This is a genomic window from Photobacterium sp. J15, assembly GCF_963870815.1.
Taxonomy (GTDB): domain Bacteria; phylum Pseudomonadota; class Gammaproteobacteria; order Enterobacterales; family Vibrionaceae; genus Photobacterium; species Photobacterium marinum.
The window spans coordinates 1,197,408-1,214,362 of the sequence record NZ_CAWMUI010000001.1; the positions used below are offsets into that span (position 1 = coordinate 1,197,408).

Below are 16,955 nucleotides of genomic sequence, written 5' to 3' on the forward strand. Positions count from 1 at the left end.
TTAAGTGAGAAGGTATGCGGCTCATTGAGATGCACTTGTGGCCTTACCATTGCTTCACGTCCAGTGCGCCCAATGTAAAATACAGTATGAGAGGATGGTTCAATTAACCAATAAATTGAAAACATCTTAACCCCTAAGGTTTTGTTAAATATGATATAATTATCATCCTTCAAGTCTTAACCGCTTGTCAAAACAAGGATGATTATGTTAGCTTCAGGGTATGGGGCTTCATGTGTCCCAGTTAGCCACCCAATGGCGAAGGTCGCTTCAGACCAACAGTAGACAAACAAACTCTCTTATTCTTGCAACTTAACTTGTGATGCAGGCGTGTCGGTGGTTACACATTATTCTGTGTTAAGGTGTTAGTTGTGTCTAAATCCCAATCGAGTAAAACCAATCATCTGGTATTCCCATCCGGCAGAACGGTGAAAGCTTGCCGTAACGACGTAAAAAAACTTAAGAAAGAAGCATTGTCTTCAGGCAGCAAGCTGAGTACCAGCCAAGCTCTTGATATCATGGCGGAAAAAGATGGTATGCCTGGAGGTTGGCACAAGGCCATCCATCAACTGTCCATGGGTGATACTGCCGTCAACTATCCAGTGACTGTCTTATATTCACCCAATGGAAAGTACATTCATCAACTATCCATGGCACGCGCCCGTCACTGAAGGATGAAGATGTTAAGGGGCTTATATCAAGCCTTAAGTCGAGTCATTTTTCTGAAGAATTTCGTGTGCGAGTTGGTTCTGACAGAACATTTTGTAGTGTTGTATTGAACGAGAAAGGCCAAGCATACCGGACAGTTAAAATCGAATGTTTCGAGGATTCATATGCCTTCCACCATGGTATGTACGCATTAGGCTACTACCGGCTAGTTGAAGACTTCATTCCGGATAGATATAGACATTACGATATAGTTCTTGCTCCGGACAGGACACTCCATTTTCAGTTCCCAGGCTGGGATAAGCGCCCCATAGATCTGACTGCCTCTCTTCAAATGCAAATGGTTCTGTGGCTAGATTATATGGATAGCGAACCACCAATAGATAACAACGATGATTTTCGCGAACCCAGAAAAAATCGTCCCAATTGGCCGTTTGATATGTGTGTCATATACTGGAAATTTGCGGTGGAACTGACAGGTCACCCATTTGATGAAGCCCCTAATGCAAATGTTCAAAAGATTATTCAGTATGCCACTCTCATCTGCGATGAAAGGATTTCATGCCTTGGTAGATAAAAGGGAAAAAGTAGCAGAGTCCTACCTACCCTACCTTTAACACCCATTCAAGAGTTCTAATTCAATTGCTTTACTGGCGAGGGCAAGGAGGGAGTGTGTCGCTCTCTCTTTTCTTGTCTTGAGCTTTGTTTGTATGAGCGACTTCCACAAGTTGCAATATGTGTCATATTCTCGATTTTGCCGATTTGATATGGTGATAAGGAAGATGGAATTTTGTTGGAAAGTGGAATGTCGTTAAAAAGTAAAGATAAACAATGTTATGAGGCTGGAGTTGAGGCTATTCATCACATCATTGAAACGAGAAAGAACAAGGGTAAAGCACAGTTTGATCGGTTAGATGAAGATAAAGAGGTTCCATTCATTGTGCCAGCAGTCACTTGGGACTCGGTTAAACAAGTTGGTTCATTGAATAATGAGCATTGGTTTTTTGACGTTGGATATGCATTTAGAGAAGCCCTTGACCTGATCTTTATGGATCGAGTGAGAAATAAACGCAGAGTTAACCTATGGACTCAGGGGGCTATAATTTCCTTTAAAGAAGGTGATTTGATTCGTTCTCGGTGTGGCCAAAGATCTGTGCAGGTTAAGTACGCTAACCCAATGGGATGGGATGAAGTTAAAAACGATATGTATTATGGGAGCGTTACTTATCAGGAGTCTTTTTTTGAAAGCGGGCAGTCTGAAACCAAGCATGCAACGCAATTAGACTTTCTTTCGATGCTAATTAATGGATGAAGCGGGATGGACTCTATGACGGTTTTTGAGCTTTTAGGTATAAATCCCGGAGATGCTATTACAGTTGATAACCCTTGGTCTGATAATGGGCCGCGTGAGGTTGTACCTTTGGCACTATCACGAAATGGTATATCCATTAGAGCTATTGATTGTCGCTATGGTGATATTCGTTATGTTAGTGGTGAATGGACTGTATTTATGTCTGATGGTGATACCACTGAGTTACAAGATTTTCCTTATGTTAAGCAAAAAATAGAAGAGTGGAACTTTCGTAAGCAAAAGCAGCTTGATGCGCACGAAAGAGCTCAAAAGGAACTTCGTTTAGAGGACTTTGAACGTGAGTATGCAACTTTAGATGAAGTCTTAAGCACAATTAACATTGTAGACTTGAAGGTGGCTGTTACAGGGACACTTCCACTCCCACGGGCAGAAGTTAAGTCTTTGCTAGAGAGTAAAGGTGCAACGGTAATGGGATCTGTTAGTAGCCGGACATCATTTTTGTTTATGGGGAATACTGGAAAGTATGAAATCACAAGTAAAATGAAAAAAGCACATGATTTAGGTGTCAAAATCATAACCTTGTAATGTAATAATATGGATTATTATTCTGTGTGCAGTCTATCTTTATGTGTAGTGACTCAAACTCGATCTGACATTTCAGAGGATAAGGTTTAACTCGGTCGTACCGTAGCCTACGAGGGCCGCTCATTCACTTCTGCCCCTTTTCTTAATAGAGTAAATACTCATACATATTCTGTTTACCTGATTTTTAAGACCTGAACGAATGTAGACCGATTGTTTCCGAAGAATCAGTATAGCTCTCTTTTCTCATAATGAGCATTGAGCTCTATGCTAATCATTTATTACCTCATGTATTACTCTGTCGGAATTCGCTTCAAAGGTCTGCATACAAAATCGAAGTGGCCTACCAAAATTTGTGCATTACTAACAAAATAATTGTGCGGATACTTTTGCTTGTAAAGGGTTGATTTTATTAATAAGTACAGAATGCGTGTTGCCATTTTTCGTGATTAATATCTAACGCATAATGAACATTGAGGAATTTTTCATTTTTTATTCACTCTGAATATGATTAATATTCAATCCTGGTCTACTAAGGAAAACAAGGTTTAGAGTGAAACCTAATCAAAAAGGGTTTGTTCGGCTTATCTATGCCACAAGGTATTCATGGTTTGGTTTGCGAGCAGCCTGGCGTTCCGAAGCCGCATTCAGACAGGAATTGGTGTGTTTTTGTGTATTAACACCTATGGCGCTTGCTTTTCCCGTTGGCGGCTTGGAGAAGTTATTGCTCATAGGTTCATTGGTCGCGGTTATCGTTGTCGAATTACTTAATTCGGCCATAGAAGCTGTGGTCGATCGGATTGGACATGAAAGACATGAGTTATCAGGTCAGGCAAAAGATATGGGATCTGCTGCTGTTCTACTAACTCTTTTAATGGCGATATCTACCTGGGGGTATGTCGTGTTCTCCATTTTAACCATGTGATAAATAGTCTTTATAAGACAGGAGTTAATAAATGATAGATATTGTAAAAAAACGTTTGGGGCTCCTTTTCCCTTTAGCTATAACGCTTTTTGTCTGCCTATTTATTCTCATGTTATCCAGGATAGGATTAAGTGTCTGGCATGGCGATCGTGTTAATGAGGCTGACGGGTGGACAGCCATTTTGCTTAACGGCCTGCGTGTTGATATTTCTACTTTGAGCTATCTGTTGGTGCTTCCTTCGCTGTTGACATGCGTTCTGGCTAGTAATGGTAAGTTAGGGAAAGGCTGGTTATTTATTCTGAGAATTTGGATCGTTTTCGGGTTATGGTTACTGGTGTACATGGAGCTCGCGACACCTTCGTTTATCCTGGAATATGATGTACGTCCTAATCGACTATTTATTGAGTACCTGATTTACCCTAAAGAAGTTTTTGGGATGTTATGGAGCGGCTACAAGCCTGAACTGTTCATTGGCGCACTTGTTAGCACGGCAACATTATATTGGGGATGGAAATTCACTCGTCATTTGGTGACAGGCCTGACATTTCCACGTTGGTATTGGCGGCCAGTGCTTGCTTTCCTTGTGGTGGTACTTGGAGTCATGGGGGCGCGATCTACATTTGGTCACAGGCCACTCAATCCGGCGATGGTAGCTTTCTCTACCGACCCATTAGTTAATGATCTTGTTCTTAATTCTTCTTACTCCCTTGCTTTTGCGGCCAAACAGATGGAGGCAGAAGATAATGCTTTCAAATATTATGGAAAGATGGACAGTAATGAAATCATTGAATTAGTGCGTGAGGCAACTGGGAAAGGTGGTCAGGACTTTGTCTCTGATTCAGCCCCTACAATGGCTTATCATGCCGCAACTTATCAAGGTAAACCTAAAAACCTGGTTATTCTTTTGCAAGAAAGTCTAGGTGCGAGGTATGTGGGTGCTTTGGGTGGCTTACCATTAACACCAAACCTCGATGGATTAATGACAGAGGGCTGGAACTTTACCCGTATGTATTCAACGGGTACCCGATCAGTCCGAGGAATTGAGGCGGTGGTTACTGGCTTCTCGCCGACACCTGCCCGTTCAGTCGTTAAGCTCGGTAAAAGCCAAACAGGTTTCTTCACTATTGCTGACCTATTGAAAAGCAAGGGATATCATACTCAGTTTATTTATGGCGGAGAAAGTCACTTTGACAATATGAAGAGCTTTTTCTTAGGTAATGGCTTTGTTGATATGCAAGACTTCCCGACCTTTAAAGATCCAGCGTTTGTTGGATCATGGGGAGCATCAGATGAGGACTTATACCAAAAGGCCCATGAGCAATTTTCTCACCTAAACGCTGATAATCAGCCTTTTTTCAGTCTGGTCTTTACCTCTTCAAACCATAGCCCGTTTGATTATCCGGATGGCCGGATCACGCCATATAATGCACCAAAGCAAACACGGGAAAATGCGGCAAAGTATTCAGATTATGCTTTAGGGGAGTTTTTTAAGCAGGCAAAATCATCTTCTTACTGGGACGACACTATTTTTGTTGTAGTTGCTGATCATGATTCTCGCGCTTACGGAAACCAGTTGGTTCCTATTGACCATTTTCATATTCCGGCGGTGATTGTAGGAGAAGGCATTCCGTCAAAACAGGATCCTCGTCTAGTGAGTCAGATCGATCTTGCTCCTACGCTACTGTCTCTTATTGGAATTAATAGCGTTAACCCAATGATTGGACACGATATGACCAAGGACATTGACGAATCAAAGCTGAGGGCTATGATGCAGTTTTATAAGAACTTTGCCTGGATGGATAATAATAATGACGTTGTCATTTTTCAGCCAGATAAGTCTGCTAAAGGCTTCCATTACGATGAAGAAACAACCAAATTAATTGATCGTAAGGTGCCAGAGGCAATGGTAAAAATGGCAAAGGCTAATGCGCTGTGGGGCAGCCTTGCTTATCAAAATAATTTTTATCATTCATCAGAGGATTACTAATTCGATTAAGATTATTAGTAAGAGATGTTAAGGGCAAAGTGCCCGTTATTATATTGTACGTTGAAATCAAGAATGGCGGCTTTAAATAATTAAGCCGCCATTTCAATTTTCACTAAGGTTGGATAAGTGTTTGCTTACGAAAGCTCGTTCTTTCCTGTTTGCGAGCATTGGCGTACGAGATGCATGAAGTGGTAAAGGTAGAGATTCCGTGATTTGAGATACCTTTATCTGAAAAGCCCAAATTAAAGCAGAAACTTTAACGTAATTTTGTCCAAAGGTCAGTTGCAACATCAACATATGAAGAAGCCACAGAGTATGGATTGGTTGTGACTCACCAGCAAATCTGTCAGATTGAGTATGAGTCACTACAGTTTAGGCTTGGGCGGTCGCGTTGTTTACCACTTAATGCGGCGTTACCTTTCCATACCAAACCTAATCAATAACATTCTAATTTAGTAATATAACTGACTAAGTTTTGTCCTATTGTAAATTATGATACCAGCAGGCCGACTGTACGATCTAGTCGTGACTAACCAGCGGATGTGTAAGATCGAGTATGAGTTACTACACTTTATGTATGTGTATGATTAGTCGCTGGTGATGGGAATGCCATTTGGTTTGTCTCCACATAATAAAAAAGACCTAACTTTGTTAGGTCTTTATTGGACAGACTAAACTTCAATGGTTATATCAGATGCGGGGGTAGCACTACATGTCAGTACTTCGCCCTCTCCAACAAATGCAATTGTGTCTCTAAAGTAACTGACTTCACCATCAATTAATTTACATCGGCAAGCGCCACAATAACCATCTCTGCATTGAAATTCGACTTTAACATCATTCTTCTCAAGAGATTCGAGAATACTCAGGCTAGTGTCTACATTAGCGATAGTTTGGTCTTCTATAGTGATGCTTGCTTTCATGTTATAGCTCAAAGTCACCTAGATCATCGACGCTAACTTCGCTGTCAATCTGACCTACTAGGTAAGAAGATATTTCGCTCTCTTGTGGTGCTACTTGCACATTGTCAGAAGAAAGCCAAGCGTTAATCCAAGGAATCGGATTAGATTTGTGCTCTGGATATGCAGGCTCTAAACCGATGGCCTGCATACGAATATTTGTAATGTATTCCACATACTGGCTTAGGATTTCTTTGTTCAGGCCGATCATTGAACCATCTTTGAATAGGTAGTCAGCCCAATCTTTTTCTTGTTGTGCGGCATCTTTAAACATCTGGTGTGCTTCGTCTTTACACTCCAGTGCGATTTCTACGAACTCAGGGTCATCTTTACCGCTCTGCAATATGTTAATCATGTGCTGAGTGCTTGTTAGATGGAGAGCCTCATCACGGGCGATGAGTTTGATAATTTTGGCATTACCTTCCATCAATTCGCGCTCAGCGAAGGCGAATGAACAAGCGAAGCTAACATAGAAGCGAATTGCCTCTAAGATGTTTACTGACATCAAGCACAGGTATAGCTTTTTCTTTAGGTCACGCATGTTAACGGTGACTTCTTTACCGTTAACTTGGTGCGTACCTAGCCCAAGAAGCTGATATTGGCCAATTGCTTCAATCAGCTCATCGTAGTACTTACTTACGCTGATAGCTCGCTTCTTGATTTCCTCATTTTCAACGATGTCGTCAAAGATCTCTGAAGGGTCATTCACGATATTGCGGATGATATGTGTGTATGAACGTGAGTGGATCGTCTCAGAGAATGACCATGTCTCAATCCATGTTTCCAGCTCAGGAATGCTTACAATTGGCAAGAACGCCACGTTGGGGCTTCGACCCTGAACAGAATCTAAAAGCGTCTGGTACTTCAGGTTGCTGATGAAGATGTGCTTTTCATGATCTGGAAGGTTGTTGTAGTCAATGCGATCTTTACTAACGTCAACTTCTTCAGGACGCCAGAAAAACGAGAGGCTTTTTTCCGTGGTCGCACTAAATGGCTTGTATTTCTCTTGGTCATAACGTGAGACATTCACGTTCTGCCCAAAGAACATAGGTTCTTTTAGTTGGTCATTTTTTGTAGTGCTGAAGGTTGAGTATTTCATATTCTTTATTTTCTCGTTTTGCACATAAGTCTGTGCTTATGAGCTAAATTTATGATTTATGGGAGATGCACATAAGTTCTGAAAACCATTGAAGCCAGTGTGGGTGTGGGCTGGCTCGCTCACTCACTCACTTATGGGGTTACTTTTGTCCCGAAAAAAACGACAGTTGTTTTTCGATCAGTTTTTCGAAAATTTCAAATTTCTGTTGGTCGTAGCGAGCAACGTTGACAGGCTGGCCAAAGAACATCGGTTCTTTTAGCTGATCATTGTTAGTTTGACAAAAAGTGCTATAAGCCATTATATCCTCAGCATCAAAGGGGAGCCGAAGCTCCCATTTAATTCGGTAATTCGTTAAATCTTGCAGCTTGTGCAGTCGTCTGCACCCATATCGCTCTGGCCGTCAGAGGCGCCGTCACGTGTATTGTGGTAATACAGGGTCTTCACACCAAGCTTGTATGCGGTCAGCAGATCTTTTAGCAGCAGCTTCATTGGCACCTTACCACTCGGCTGTGTGCTCGGGTCGTAGTTGGTGTTAGCTGAAATTGCCTGATCGATGAACTTCTGCATGATACCGACAAGCTGCAGGTAACCGTCATTGCTACCAATGTTCCAGAGTAACTCGTAATTGTCTTTATATTTGCTGTATTCCGGCACGACCTGTTTCAGGATGCCGTCTTTAGACGCCTTAACTGATACGAAGCCGCGAGGTGGCTCAATACCATTGGTTGCGTTCGAGATCTGAGACGATGTCTCGGATGGCATCAGTGCTGACAGGGTTGAGTTACGCAGACCATGCGTTTTGATTTCTTCGCGCAGTGTTTCCCAGTCGTAGTTCAGTTCTGCCGTGCAAATTTTATCGATGTCCTTCTTGTAGGTATCGATAGGAAGGATACCTTGTGCATAGGTTGTTTCGTTGAATGCCGGACACGCGCCTTGCTCTTTAGCCAGACCCAGAGATGCTTTCAGTAGGTAGTACTGAATTGCTTCAAATGCCTGGTGAGTCAGGTTGTTTGCACTGCCGTCAGAGTAACGCACACCGTGTTTCGCCAGGTAGTACGCAAAGTTGATCACACCAACACCCAGTGTACGGCGGTTCATTGTTGCACGACGAGCTGCCGGTAGCGGGTAATCCTGGTAATCCAGCAGGGCGTCAAGTGCGCGGACTGTCAGGTCTGCCAGTTCTTCAAGATCATCCAGCGAATCAATTGCACCCAGGTTGAATGCAGACAGGGTACACAGTGCAATCTCGCCGTTTTCGTCTTCAACGTTGTTTAGTGGCTTGGTTGGCAGCGCAATTTCAAGACACAGGTTAGACTGACGAATCGGAGCCACAGACGGATCAAACGGGCTGTGGGTATTACAGTGGTCAACGTTCTGAATGTAGATACGGCCGGTTGACGCACGCTCCTGCATCAGCAGCGAGAACAGCTCAATGGCTTTAATGCTCTTGCGCTTGATGTTTTCGTCCTGCTCATATTTTACGTACAGACGCTCAAATTCGTCCTGATCGGCAAAGAAAGCATCATATAGGCCAGGAACATCTGAAGGAGAGAACAGGCTGATGTTTTCGCCTTTGATCAGACGGGTGTACATCAGTTTGTTGATCTGTACGCCGTAGTCCATGTGACGGACACGGTTTTCTTCAACACCACGGTTGTTCTTCAATACCAGCAGCGATTCAACTTCACCGTGCCAGATAGGGTAGAACACAGTTGCCGCACCACCGCGAACACCGCCCTGAGAGCAGCATTTAACAGCAGTCTGGAAGTATTTGTAAAATGGGATACAACCCGTATGGAATGCCTCACCACCGCGGATTTCAGAGCCAAGGGCACGGATACGACCTGCGTTGATACCGATACCGGCGCGCTGGGAAACGTAACGTACGATTGAGCTTGCTGTTGCGTTGATTGAGTCCAGGCTGTCGTCACACTCGATCAGTACGCATGAGCTGAACTGACGGGTAGGAGTACGAACACCGGACATAATTGGCGTTGGCAGTGAGATCTTGAATGTTGATACTGCATCGTAAAAACGCTTGATGTAATCAAGACGGGTTTCTTTCGGATATTTCGCAAACAGGCATGCTGCGATCATAATGTACAGGAACTGTGCACTTTCGTAGATTTCGCCTGAAACACGGTTCTGTACCAGATATTTGCCTTCAAGTTGCTTAACTGCCGCGTATGAGAAGTTCATATCGCGCCAGTGATCGATGAAATCGTTCATCAGCTCGAATTCTTCTTTGGTGTAGTCTTCAAGCAGATGTTTGTCGTATTTGCCTTGTTCTACCAGGTTAGAAACATGGTTGTACAACGTTGGCGGTTCAAATTGGCCGTACGCTTTCTTACGTAGGTGGAAGATCGCCAGACGTGCAGCAAGGTATTGATAATCTGGGGTTTCTTCTGAAATCAGGTCTGCTGCTGCTTTAATGATGGTTTCGTGAATATCTTCAGTTTTGATTCCGTCATAGAACTGAATGTGGGATTTTAGTTCGACTTGTGAAACCGAGACGTTCTCCAGGTCTTCCGCAGCCCATGCGATCACTCGGTGAATTTTATCTAAATCGATACTTTCTTTGCGTCCATCACGCTTGGTAACAGTTAGCTGTTGATTCATTTTTTGTAGTTTTCCCAGTATTTCTTTAATAACAGCGTTTTTTGCAACTTTAACGATAACGTTAGCAAAGATTGTGATCTTTGTTACATTTCTCACTTGAGGGCAAAAACACTATATATTGGGGTGTTGAGCTTATTTGGTTACAAGATAGTGATGTGTCGGCATTTTTGCAAGGTGGTAAATTTTAAGCCGCTGTGGATAACATGGGGATTCGCAAAAATAAGTTAGTGCCTACCAACCGATTTAAGCAGGCACGCCAATATAATAGAAAAAATCAACAAAAAATCGCAGCAAAAAAATTCACAAGAAAAAATTTTTTCCTTGATTTTTATCAATTTTATACTCTCGTTGAGAGCCGTGACTTGGTTGCTTAATTATTGACTTATCTGAGCGATTTTTGGTGTTCGATAACATCAATCAGTGACTCCGGCTGGGCAAGAATACCTGAAGCCTGCCAGTTGTCCGGCGCATGGTGTTCTCCTATATAGCCCCAACCGGCAACATATCCGGACATACTGGCGGCTCTGGCTGCGATCATGTCTTTTTCAATGTCACCGATATAAGCACATTGATGGTGGGAGGTTCCCAATAGTTCACAAGCATGTAGCAATGGTTCGGGGTGGGGCTTGGCAACGCTGAGGGTATCGCCGCAGACAACAGTTTGTGCTTTCATCAGCTCCGGGAAAAAAGGAAGCAGTTGCTCTGTCAGGAAACCGGGCTTATTGGTCATGATCCCCCACGGGATCTTTTCTAATTCTAGGTAGGTAAGTAGCGAGGTGATTCCGCTATAGATGGAGGTACCATCACAAATGTTCTGCTGATAATAGTTGATGAATTGTTGTCTGAGCTGACTGTGATCCAAGTGAGATGGAACTGTGCCGAAGCCGGCGGTAAGCAGCCCTTTGGCACCGTAGCTGGTGTTAGCCTGGATTTGTTCTTCAGTTAGCGGACCATAGTCATAATCGGCAAGTACCTTGTTAGCGGCATCTGCCATATCAGGTGCGGTATCCAGTAAGGTACCGTCGAGATCAAATAATACAGCCCTGATCGGTGAACTCATCGTGAATATCCTTATCTGTGAGACTGATTAAATCAATTGGTATCTACTATACGCCTTATCTATGGGGTTAGCTTATGGCTGCAGAACAAAAAACAAGCAGGAGCGTCAGTGTTGTGAACCATCTTAACTATTGTAGTAACAGGCGGGTTGAGCTTCGTAACAGAGTGATTGGCTTGTTAAATTGTGGGTGGGGGATAGAAAGAGAGGATGCTGGCTGGCATCCTCTCTTCTTTATGTCTCTTTGATACGTATCTTGGACGATAACGTTAGCCGTGAAAAATTATTCTGGCTTAACGGTATGGATGATGTAGTTGACGTCCACGTTATTACCCAACCAGTAATTGTCCGTTAGTGGGTTGTAATGAAGGCCGGTGATATGACGCTCTTCAAGTGGGGTCTCGTCAATCATGCCTAACAGCTCAGACGGTCGAATAAACTTATTGTGATCATGGGTGCCTTTTGGCACCAGTTTCAGCAGTTGCTCTGCACCGACAATCGCAAACAGGTAGGATTTCAGGTTGCGGTTCAGTGTCGAGAAAAAGACGTGACCGCCCGGCTTGACCATTTTGGCGCAAGAAGCAATCACAGACGCCGGATCTGGAACGTGTTCCAGCATTTCCATGCAGGTGACGACGTCATAGGTTGCCGGGTGCAGTTCGGCGTGCTCTTCTGCAGTACGCTGGACATATTCCAGTTTAGTGCCAGTTTCCAGAGCATGCAGGCGGGCTACGGTTAATGGCTCTTTGCCCATATCCAGGCCTGTAACTTCTGCACCTTCAACGGCCATGCTTTCAGCCAGGATGCCGCCGCCACAGCCAACATCGAGGACTTTTTTGCCAAACAGGCCACCGGCATTATCAATCACATAGTTCAGGCGTAGTGGGTTGATTTGGTGTAGGGGTTTGAACTCACCCTCCATGTCCCACCAACGGGATGCCATTTCTTCAAATTTACTGATTTCAGCCGGATCGACATTTAACTGTTTGGTCATTCTTATTGCCATTCATCATCAATTGATGGCGCTATTATAGCGGAACCGTCGCGACTTGAAATATTTGATTCGATAGCGGGTTTTGCCTGACTTGTTCCCTTGTGTTGTACTGTTGACAGTTCAGCATAGACAAGTGAGCTTTATTCCTGACTAAACGATAGAAACTCAGGTTCAAATGAGCCGGAAGATAAGGTCATGGCAGCGAGAATGAGTATCAGAATATATTTTCCGCCAATGATGCATAGTCCGATAGTATTGATTGCTTTTCCTAACATAACGACCTCACTTATTTTTGTGTGTTAAAAATTAGAGTGCAGGCCCGTTTCGAACAGCTAAACGGCTGGGTGCAAAGACAATTCTACGCTTCTGTTAAAGGATAAAAGTGACCATGATCGGGCTTCTTCCCGGCATGATGGCGCTTAATGTGTTAATTTGCATAAACGGATGCCGGGTCGGAATTTTACAATTGGTAGCACTTTATATTTTGGTGTGATGACTTTCACTTCAGTGTTTATGAATCACAAGGAAGTGTTTTGCCTGAAAAATAACCATTCGACTCGGAAAGAGCTTAAGAGAGACATAAGTTTGTGTCTGATTTTTGGTAAATCCGCTAAATTACTCACAACATAAATAGTGAAAGGTGTGCCTATCTGGGCCGATTTGTGCTATATTCTCGCACCTTGCACGTATAGATATACGACAGAAATTACCTGAGGGATATTGGCTCCATGAGCGATCTTGCAAAAGAGATCACGCCCGTAAATATTGAAGAGGAGCTGAAAGGCTCATACCTCGACTATGCGATGTCAGTCATCGTTGGTCGTGCTCTTCCGGATGTGCGTGATGGCCTTAAGCCTGTACACCGCCGCGTATTATTCGCGATGAATGTGCTTGGCAATGACTGGAATAAAGCATACAAAAAATCAGCCCGTGTGGTTGGTGACGTAATCGGTAAATATCACCCGCATGGTGATAGCGCGGTTTACGACACAATCGTACGTATGGCGCAACCTTTCTCTCTCCGCTACATGTTGGTGGATGGTCAGGGTAACTTCGGTTCTATCGATGGTGACTCTGCGGCGGCAATGCGTTATACCGAAGTGCGCATGGCAAAAATTGCCCACGAGCTGCTGGCTGACCTGGAAAAAGAGACGGTTGATTATGTGCCTAACTACGATGGCACTGAGCAGATCCCGGCAGTATTGCCGACAAAGATCCCGAACCTTCTTGTTAACGGTGCGTCTGGTATCGCCGTTGGTATGGCGACGAACATTCCGCCACACAACCTGGGCGAAGTTATCGACGGCTGTCTGGCTTACATCAATGATGAAGACATCACCATTGATCAGCTGATGGAATACATTCCGGGCCCGGACTTCCCGACCGCAGCATTGATTAGTGGCCGTAAAGGCATTGTTGACGCTTATAAAACGGGTCGCGGTAAGATTTACATGCGCTCAAAAGCTGATATCGAAGCTGACAAGAATGGCAAAGAGACCATTGTTGTTACAGAGATTCCATATCAGGTAAACAAAGCTCGTCTGATCGAAAAGATTGCTGAGCTGGTTAAAGATAAGAAAGTTGAAGGTATCAGTGCACTGCGCGATGAGTCTGATAAAGACGGTATGCGTATTGTTATTGAATGTAAGCGTGATGCTGTAGGTGAGGTTGTACTGAACAACCTGTATGCACAGACTCAGCTACAAACAACATTCGGTATCAACATGGTTGCACTGGCTGATGGTCAGCCAAAACTGTTCAACCTGAAAGAGATGCTGAAGTGCTTCGTCGATCACCGTCGTGAAGTGGTGACTCGTCGTACTATCTTTGAACTGCGTAAAGCTCGTGACCGTGCTCATATCCTTGAAGGTCTGGCACTGGCACTGGCGAACATCGATGAAATCATCGAGTTGATCAAGAATGCTCCGACTCCGGCTGAAGCGAAAGCTGGCCTGGTTGCTCGTGGCTGGGATCTGGGTAACGTTGCAGCGATGCTGGAGCGTGCTGGTACAGATGCTGCTCGTCCAGAATGGCTGGAAGAGCAATACGGCATCCGTGACAACAAATACTACCTAACTGAGCAACAGGCTCAGGCTATTCTTGACCTTCGTCTGCACAAGCTGACTGGTCTTGAGCACGAGAAGATTCTTGGCGAATACAAGACGCTGCTGGAAGAAATTGCAGAATTGCTGCACATCCTGTCTAGCTCTGAGCGTCTGATGGAAGTGATCCGTGAAGAACTTGAACTGGTTAAAGAGCAGTTCAACGATGCACGTCGCACTGAAATTACAGCTGCAAGCCATGACATCGATCTGGAAGATCTGATCAACCAGGAAGATGTAGTGGTGACCCTGTCTCATGAAGGTTACGTGAAGTATCAGGTACTGAGCGACTACGAAGCTCAGCGTCGTGGTGGTAAAGGTAAGGCGGCAACGCGAATGAAGGATGAAGACTTCATTGAACGTCTGCTGGTTGCCAATACGCACGATACAATTCTGTGCTTCTCTAGCCGTGGTCGCATGTACTGGCTGAAAGTTTACCAGCTGCCACATGCAACCCGTACTGCACGTGGTAAGCCGATTGTTAACATCCTTCCTCTGGAAGAAGACGAACGTATTACTGCTATCCTGCCTGTGAAAGAATATGAAGAAGACAAGTTCGTATTCATGGCAACGGCAGACGGTACAGTTAAGAAGACACCGCTGACTGACTTCAGTCGTCCTCGTAGTGCCGGTATTATCGCAGTGAACTTGCGTGATGGTGACTCGCTGATCGGCGTTGACCTGACAGACGGTTCTGATGACATCATGCTGTTCTCTTCTGCGGGTAAAGTTGTTCGCTTCTCTGAAGATCAGGTTCGTGGCATGGGCCGTACAGCGGCTGGTGTACGCGGTATCAAGCTGGCTGAAAACGACCAGGTTGTTTCACTGATTGTTCCTCAGAATGAAGGTGATGTACTGACTGTAACTGAAAATGGTTACGGTAAGCGTACTGAGCTGAGCGAATACCCAACCAAGAGCCGTGCAACTCAGGGCGTTGTGTCTATCAAGGTTTCTGAGCGTAACGGTAGCGTTGTAGGTGCGGTACAGGTTGAGGAAGGTGACGAGTTCATGATGATCACCAACGGCGGTACACTGGTTCGTACCCGTGTAGCCGAGGTGAGCCGAGTGGGTCGTAACACCCAGGGTGTTACCCTGATCCGTACTGCTGACGACGAGCAGGTTGTTGGTCTTCAGCGTATCGATGAGCCGGAAGAAGACGAGCAGGACATCGAAGAGGCTGTAACAGCCGAAGGTGAAACTGCAGAAGCGTCAGAACAACCGGCAGCCGATTCTGAAGCCGATGAATCAACTGACGAAGAATAATTGCTTTAGGCATTTGTTCTGATAAAAACGCAGCCTATGGGCTGCGTTTTTTTGTTTTCAGCATTTATTTCCTGTCCACTTAATTGCTTTTCCTGCGAAAGATATCAAGAAAGACTTTTCTCTTATGCAATAAAGGTGTAAAAACAAAGACCTGATCCCCGTCACATATTGAGGCGGACAGAGTCAAAGATAGGTCGTGTGATTTACGGTTGATAAATCATAATGCCATTTAAAACCAATGTTTTATACAGCAGGAGCAAGTCTTACATCATGGAAAAGGTCTATAACTTTTGTGCTGGTCCGGCAATGATCCCAGCAGACGTTATGAAGAAAGCACAGGAAGAGCTGGTGAACTGGAATGGTTTAGGGACATCCGTGATGGAAATCAGTCATCGTAGTAAAGAGTTCATTGCGGTGGCTCAGCAGTCAGAACAGGACTTGCGTGATCTGCTTGCTATTCCTGATAACTACCATGTGCTTTTCTGCCACGGTGGTGCACGTGGTCAGTTTGCCGCAGTGCCGATGAACCTGCTGGGTGATGCAGAAACGGCTGATTACATGGATGGTGGTTACTGGGCTCATAGCGCTGCAAATGAAGCGCAAAAGTACTGTCAGCCGAATGTTGTTGATATTACCTGTGAGCGTGACGGTAAGCGGGCTATTTTGCCTGCTTCTGAGTGGCTGCTGTCTGATGATGCGGCGTTTGTTCATTTCTGTCCGAATGAAACCATCGATGGTATCGAAATCCGCGATCTGCCTGATACGGACAAGCCTATCGTTGCCGATATGTCTTCAACAATTCTGTCACGTAAGATTGATGTTTCTAAGTACGGTGTGATTTATGCCGGTGCGCAGAAAAATGTGGGTCCGGCCGGCCTGACAATTGTCATTGTCCGTGATGATTTGCTGGGTAAGGCCAAGCAGATCTTGCCGAGTATCCTGGATTACACCGTGCTGGTTGATAAAGAGTCAATGTTCAACACACCACCGACTTTTGCCTGGTATCTGGCTGGCGAGGTATTCAAATGGCTGAAAGCGATTGGTGGTGTTGAAGAGATGCAGCGACGCAATGAAGCGAAAGCTAAGATTTTGTATGACTTCGTTGACCACTCTGATTTCTACCGTAACGAGATCCACCCGGACAACCGTTCCCTGATGAATGTACCTTTCCAGTTAAAGAGCCCTGAACTTGATGCTTTGTTCCTTGAACAGGCTGATGCGGCAGGTCTGAAAGCACTGAAAGGCCATCGTGCAGTAGGTGGTATGCGAGCATCAATTTATAATGCAATGCCGATTGAAGGCGTGCAGGCATTAGTCGACTTTATGGCGAAGTTCGAGCAAGAGCACGCATAACCTTCTGAAATATAATAATGAAGCCTCTCTTTTGAGAGGC

Annotated in this window: 13 protein-coding genes and 1 pseudogene; 8 read left to right on the forward strand and 6 right to left on the reverse strand. The window is 44.5% G+C overall.

Translation table 11 applies throughout. The features are described 5' to 3' along the window. Positions 1-368 precede the first annotated feature (368 nt). The 6 genes from AACQ93_RS05790 to AACQ93_RS05815 all read left to right on the forward strand — a co-directional run bounded on the left by AACQ93_RS05790 (position 369) and on the right by AACQ93_RS05815 (position 5,469). Entirely contained in the window at positions 369-668 is a 300-nt protein-coding gene (locus AACQ93_RS05790; RefSeq protein WP_064602816.1) for a hypothetical protein, read from the forward strand. Positions 669-733: 65 nt separating this feature from the next. Further along, positions 734-1,240, forward strand: coding sequence for a hypothetical protein (locus AACQ93_RS05795; protein ID WP_064602818.1), 507 nt, complete (start codon positions 734-736; stop codon positions 1,238-1,240). Positions 1,241-1,468: 228 nt separating this feature from the next. Beyond that, positions 1,469-1,975, forward strand: a complete 507-nt coding sequence (locus tag AACQ93_RS05800; RefSeq protein ID WP_064602820.1) for a hypothetical protein — start codon at positions 1,469-1,471, stop codon at positions 1,973-1,975. Between the two features lie 15 nt (positions 1,976-1,990). Further along, on the forward strand, positions 1,991-2,560 hold the full coding sequence (gene gapS2 / locus AACQ93_RS05805; RefSeq protein ID WP_232323289.1) for an anti-phage protein GapS2: 570 nt from the start codon (positions 1,991-1,993) through the stop codon (positions 2,558-2,560). Between the two features lie 550 nt (positions 2,561-3,110). After that, positions 3,111-3,482: a diacylglycerol kinase gene (locus AACQ93_RS05810; protein ID WP_064602824.1), complete on the forward strand. Its 372-nt coding sequence runs from the start codon at positions 3,111-3,113 to the stop codon at positions 3,480-3,482. A 31-nt stretch (positions 3,483-3,513) separates the two neighbouring features. Then, positions 3,514-5,469 carry an LTA synthase family protein gene (locus AACQ93_RS05815; protein WP_064602826.1) on the forward strand — a complete coding sequence of 652 codons (1,956 nt, stop codon included), beginning with the start codon at positions 3,514-3,516 and terminating at the stop codon, positions 5,467-5,469. 671 nt (positions 5,470-6,140) lie between these two features. Here the strand turns inward: AACQ93_RS05815 and yfaE are convergent. The 6 genes and pseudogenes from yfaE to ubiG all read right to left on the reverse strand — a co-directional run bounded on the left by yfaE (position 6,141) and on the right by ubiG (position 12,197). Continuing rightward, positions 6,141-6,392: a class I ribonucleotide reductase maintenance protein YfaE gene (yfaE, locus tag AACQ93_RS05820; RefSeq protein ID WP_064602828.1), complete on the reverse strand. Its 252-nt coding sequence runs from the start codon at positions 6,390-6,392 to the stop codon at positions 6,141-6,143. 1 nt (position 6,393) lies between these two features. Beyond that, a complete protein-coding gene (gene nrdB / locus AACQ93_RS05825; RefSeq protein ID WP_064602834.1) occupies positions 6,394-7,527 on the reverse strand; it encodes a class Ia ribonucleoside-diphosphate reductase subunit beta in 1,134 nt (377 codons plus the stop codon). 154 nt (positions 7,528-7,681) lie between these two features. Further along, positions 7,682-7,825 (reverse strand): annotated as a pseudogene (locus AACQ93_RS05830) (class Ia ribonucleoside-diphosphate reductase subunit beta); the annotation flags it as partial. A gap of 53 nt (positions 7,826-7,878) precedes the next feature. Further along, a complete protein-coding gene (gene nrdA, locus AACQ93_RS05835; RefSeq protein WP_064606517.1) occupies positions 7,879-10,146 on the reverse strand; it encodes a class 1a ribonucleoside-diphosphate reductase subunit alpha in 2,268 nt (755 codons plus the stop codon). Between the two features lie 382 nt (positions 10,147-10,528). Beyond that, positions 10,529-11,206, reverse strand: coding sequence for an HAD family hydrolase (locus AACQ93_RS05840; protein ID WP_064602835.1), 678 nt, complete (start codon positions 11,204-11,206; stop codon positions 10,529-10,531). A 280-nt stretch (positions 11,207-11,486) separates the two neighbouring features. Next, positions 11,487-12,197, reverse strand: a complete 711-nt coding sequence (gene ubiG / locus AACQ93_RS05845) for a bifunctional 2-polyprenyl-6-hydroxyphenol methylase/3-demethylubiquinol 3-O-methyltransferase UbiG (RefSeq protein ID WP_007462014.1) — start codon at positions 12,195-12,197, stop codon at positions 11,487-11,489. 728 nt (positions 12,198-12,925) lie between these two features. Here ubiG and gyrA point away from each other — a divergent pair. Continuing rightward, a complete protein-coding gene (gyrA, locus tag AACQ93_RS05850) occupies positions 12,926-15,562 on the forward strand; it encodes a DNA topoisomerase (ATP-hydrolyzing) subunit A (RefSeq protein ID WP_064602837.1) in 2,637 nt (878 codons plus the stop codon). Between the two features lie 270 nt (positions 15,563-15,832). Then, positions 15,833-16,915, forward strand: coding sequence for a 3-phosphoserine/phosphohydroxythreonine transaminase (serC, locus tag AACQ93_RS05855; protein WP_064602840.1), 1,083 nt, complete (start codon positions 15,833-15,835; stop codon positions 16,913-16,915). Positions 16,916-16,955 lie beyond the last annotated feature (40 nt).

What these genes read in the sequence shown, in the direction of transcription:
- serC (WP_064602840.1), top strand. Translation starts at nt 15,833, where the DNA reads ATGGAAAAGGTCTATAACTTTTGTGCTGGTCCGGCAATGATCCCAGCA.
- nrdA (WP_064606517.1), bottom strand. Translation starts at nt 10,146, where the DNA reads ATGAATCAACAGCTAACTGTTACCAAGCGTGATGGACGCAAAGAAAGT.
- yfaE (WP_064602828.1), bottom strand. Translation starts at nt 6,392, where the DNA reads ATGAAAGCAAGCATCACTATAGAAGACCAAACTATCGCTAATGTAGAC.
- gapS2 (WP_232323289.1), top strand. Translation starts at nt 1,991, where the DNA reads ATGACGGTTTTTGAGCTTTTAGGTATAAATCCCGGAGATGCTATTACA.
- AACQ93_RS05800 (WP_064602820.1), top strand. Translation starts at nt 1,469, where the DNA reads ATGTCGTTAAAAAGTAAAGATAAACAATGTTATGAGGCTGGAGTTGAG.
- nrdB (WP_064602834.1), bottom strand. Translation starts at nt 7,527, where the DNA reads ATGAAATACTCAACCTTCAGCACTACAAAAAATGACCAACTAAAAGAA.
- gyrA (WP_064602837.1), top strand. Translation starts at nt 12,926, where the DNA reads ATGAGCGATCTTGCAAAAGAGATCACGCCCGTAAATATTGAAGAGGAG.
- AACQ93_RS05840 (WP_064602835.1), bottom strand. Translation starts at nt 11,206, where the DNA reads ATGAGTTCACCGATCAGGGCTGTATTATTTGATCTCGACGGTACCTTA.
- ubiG (WP_007462014.1), bottom strand. Translation starts at nt 12,197, where the DNA reads ATGACCAAACAGTTAAATGTCGATCCGGCTGAAATCAGTAAATTTGAA.
- AACQ93_RS05815 (WP_064602826.1), top strand. Translation starts at nt 3,514, where the DNA reads ATGATAGATATTGTAAAAAAACGTTTGGGGCTCCTTTTCCCTTTAGCT.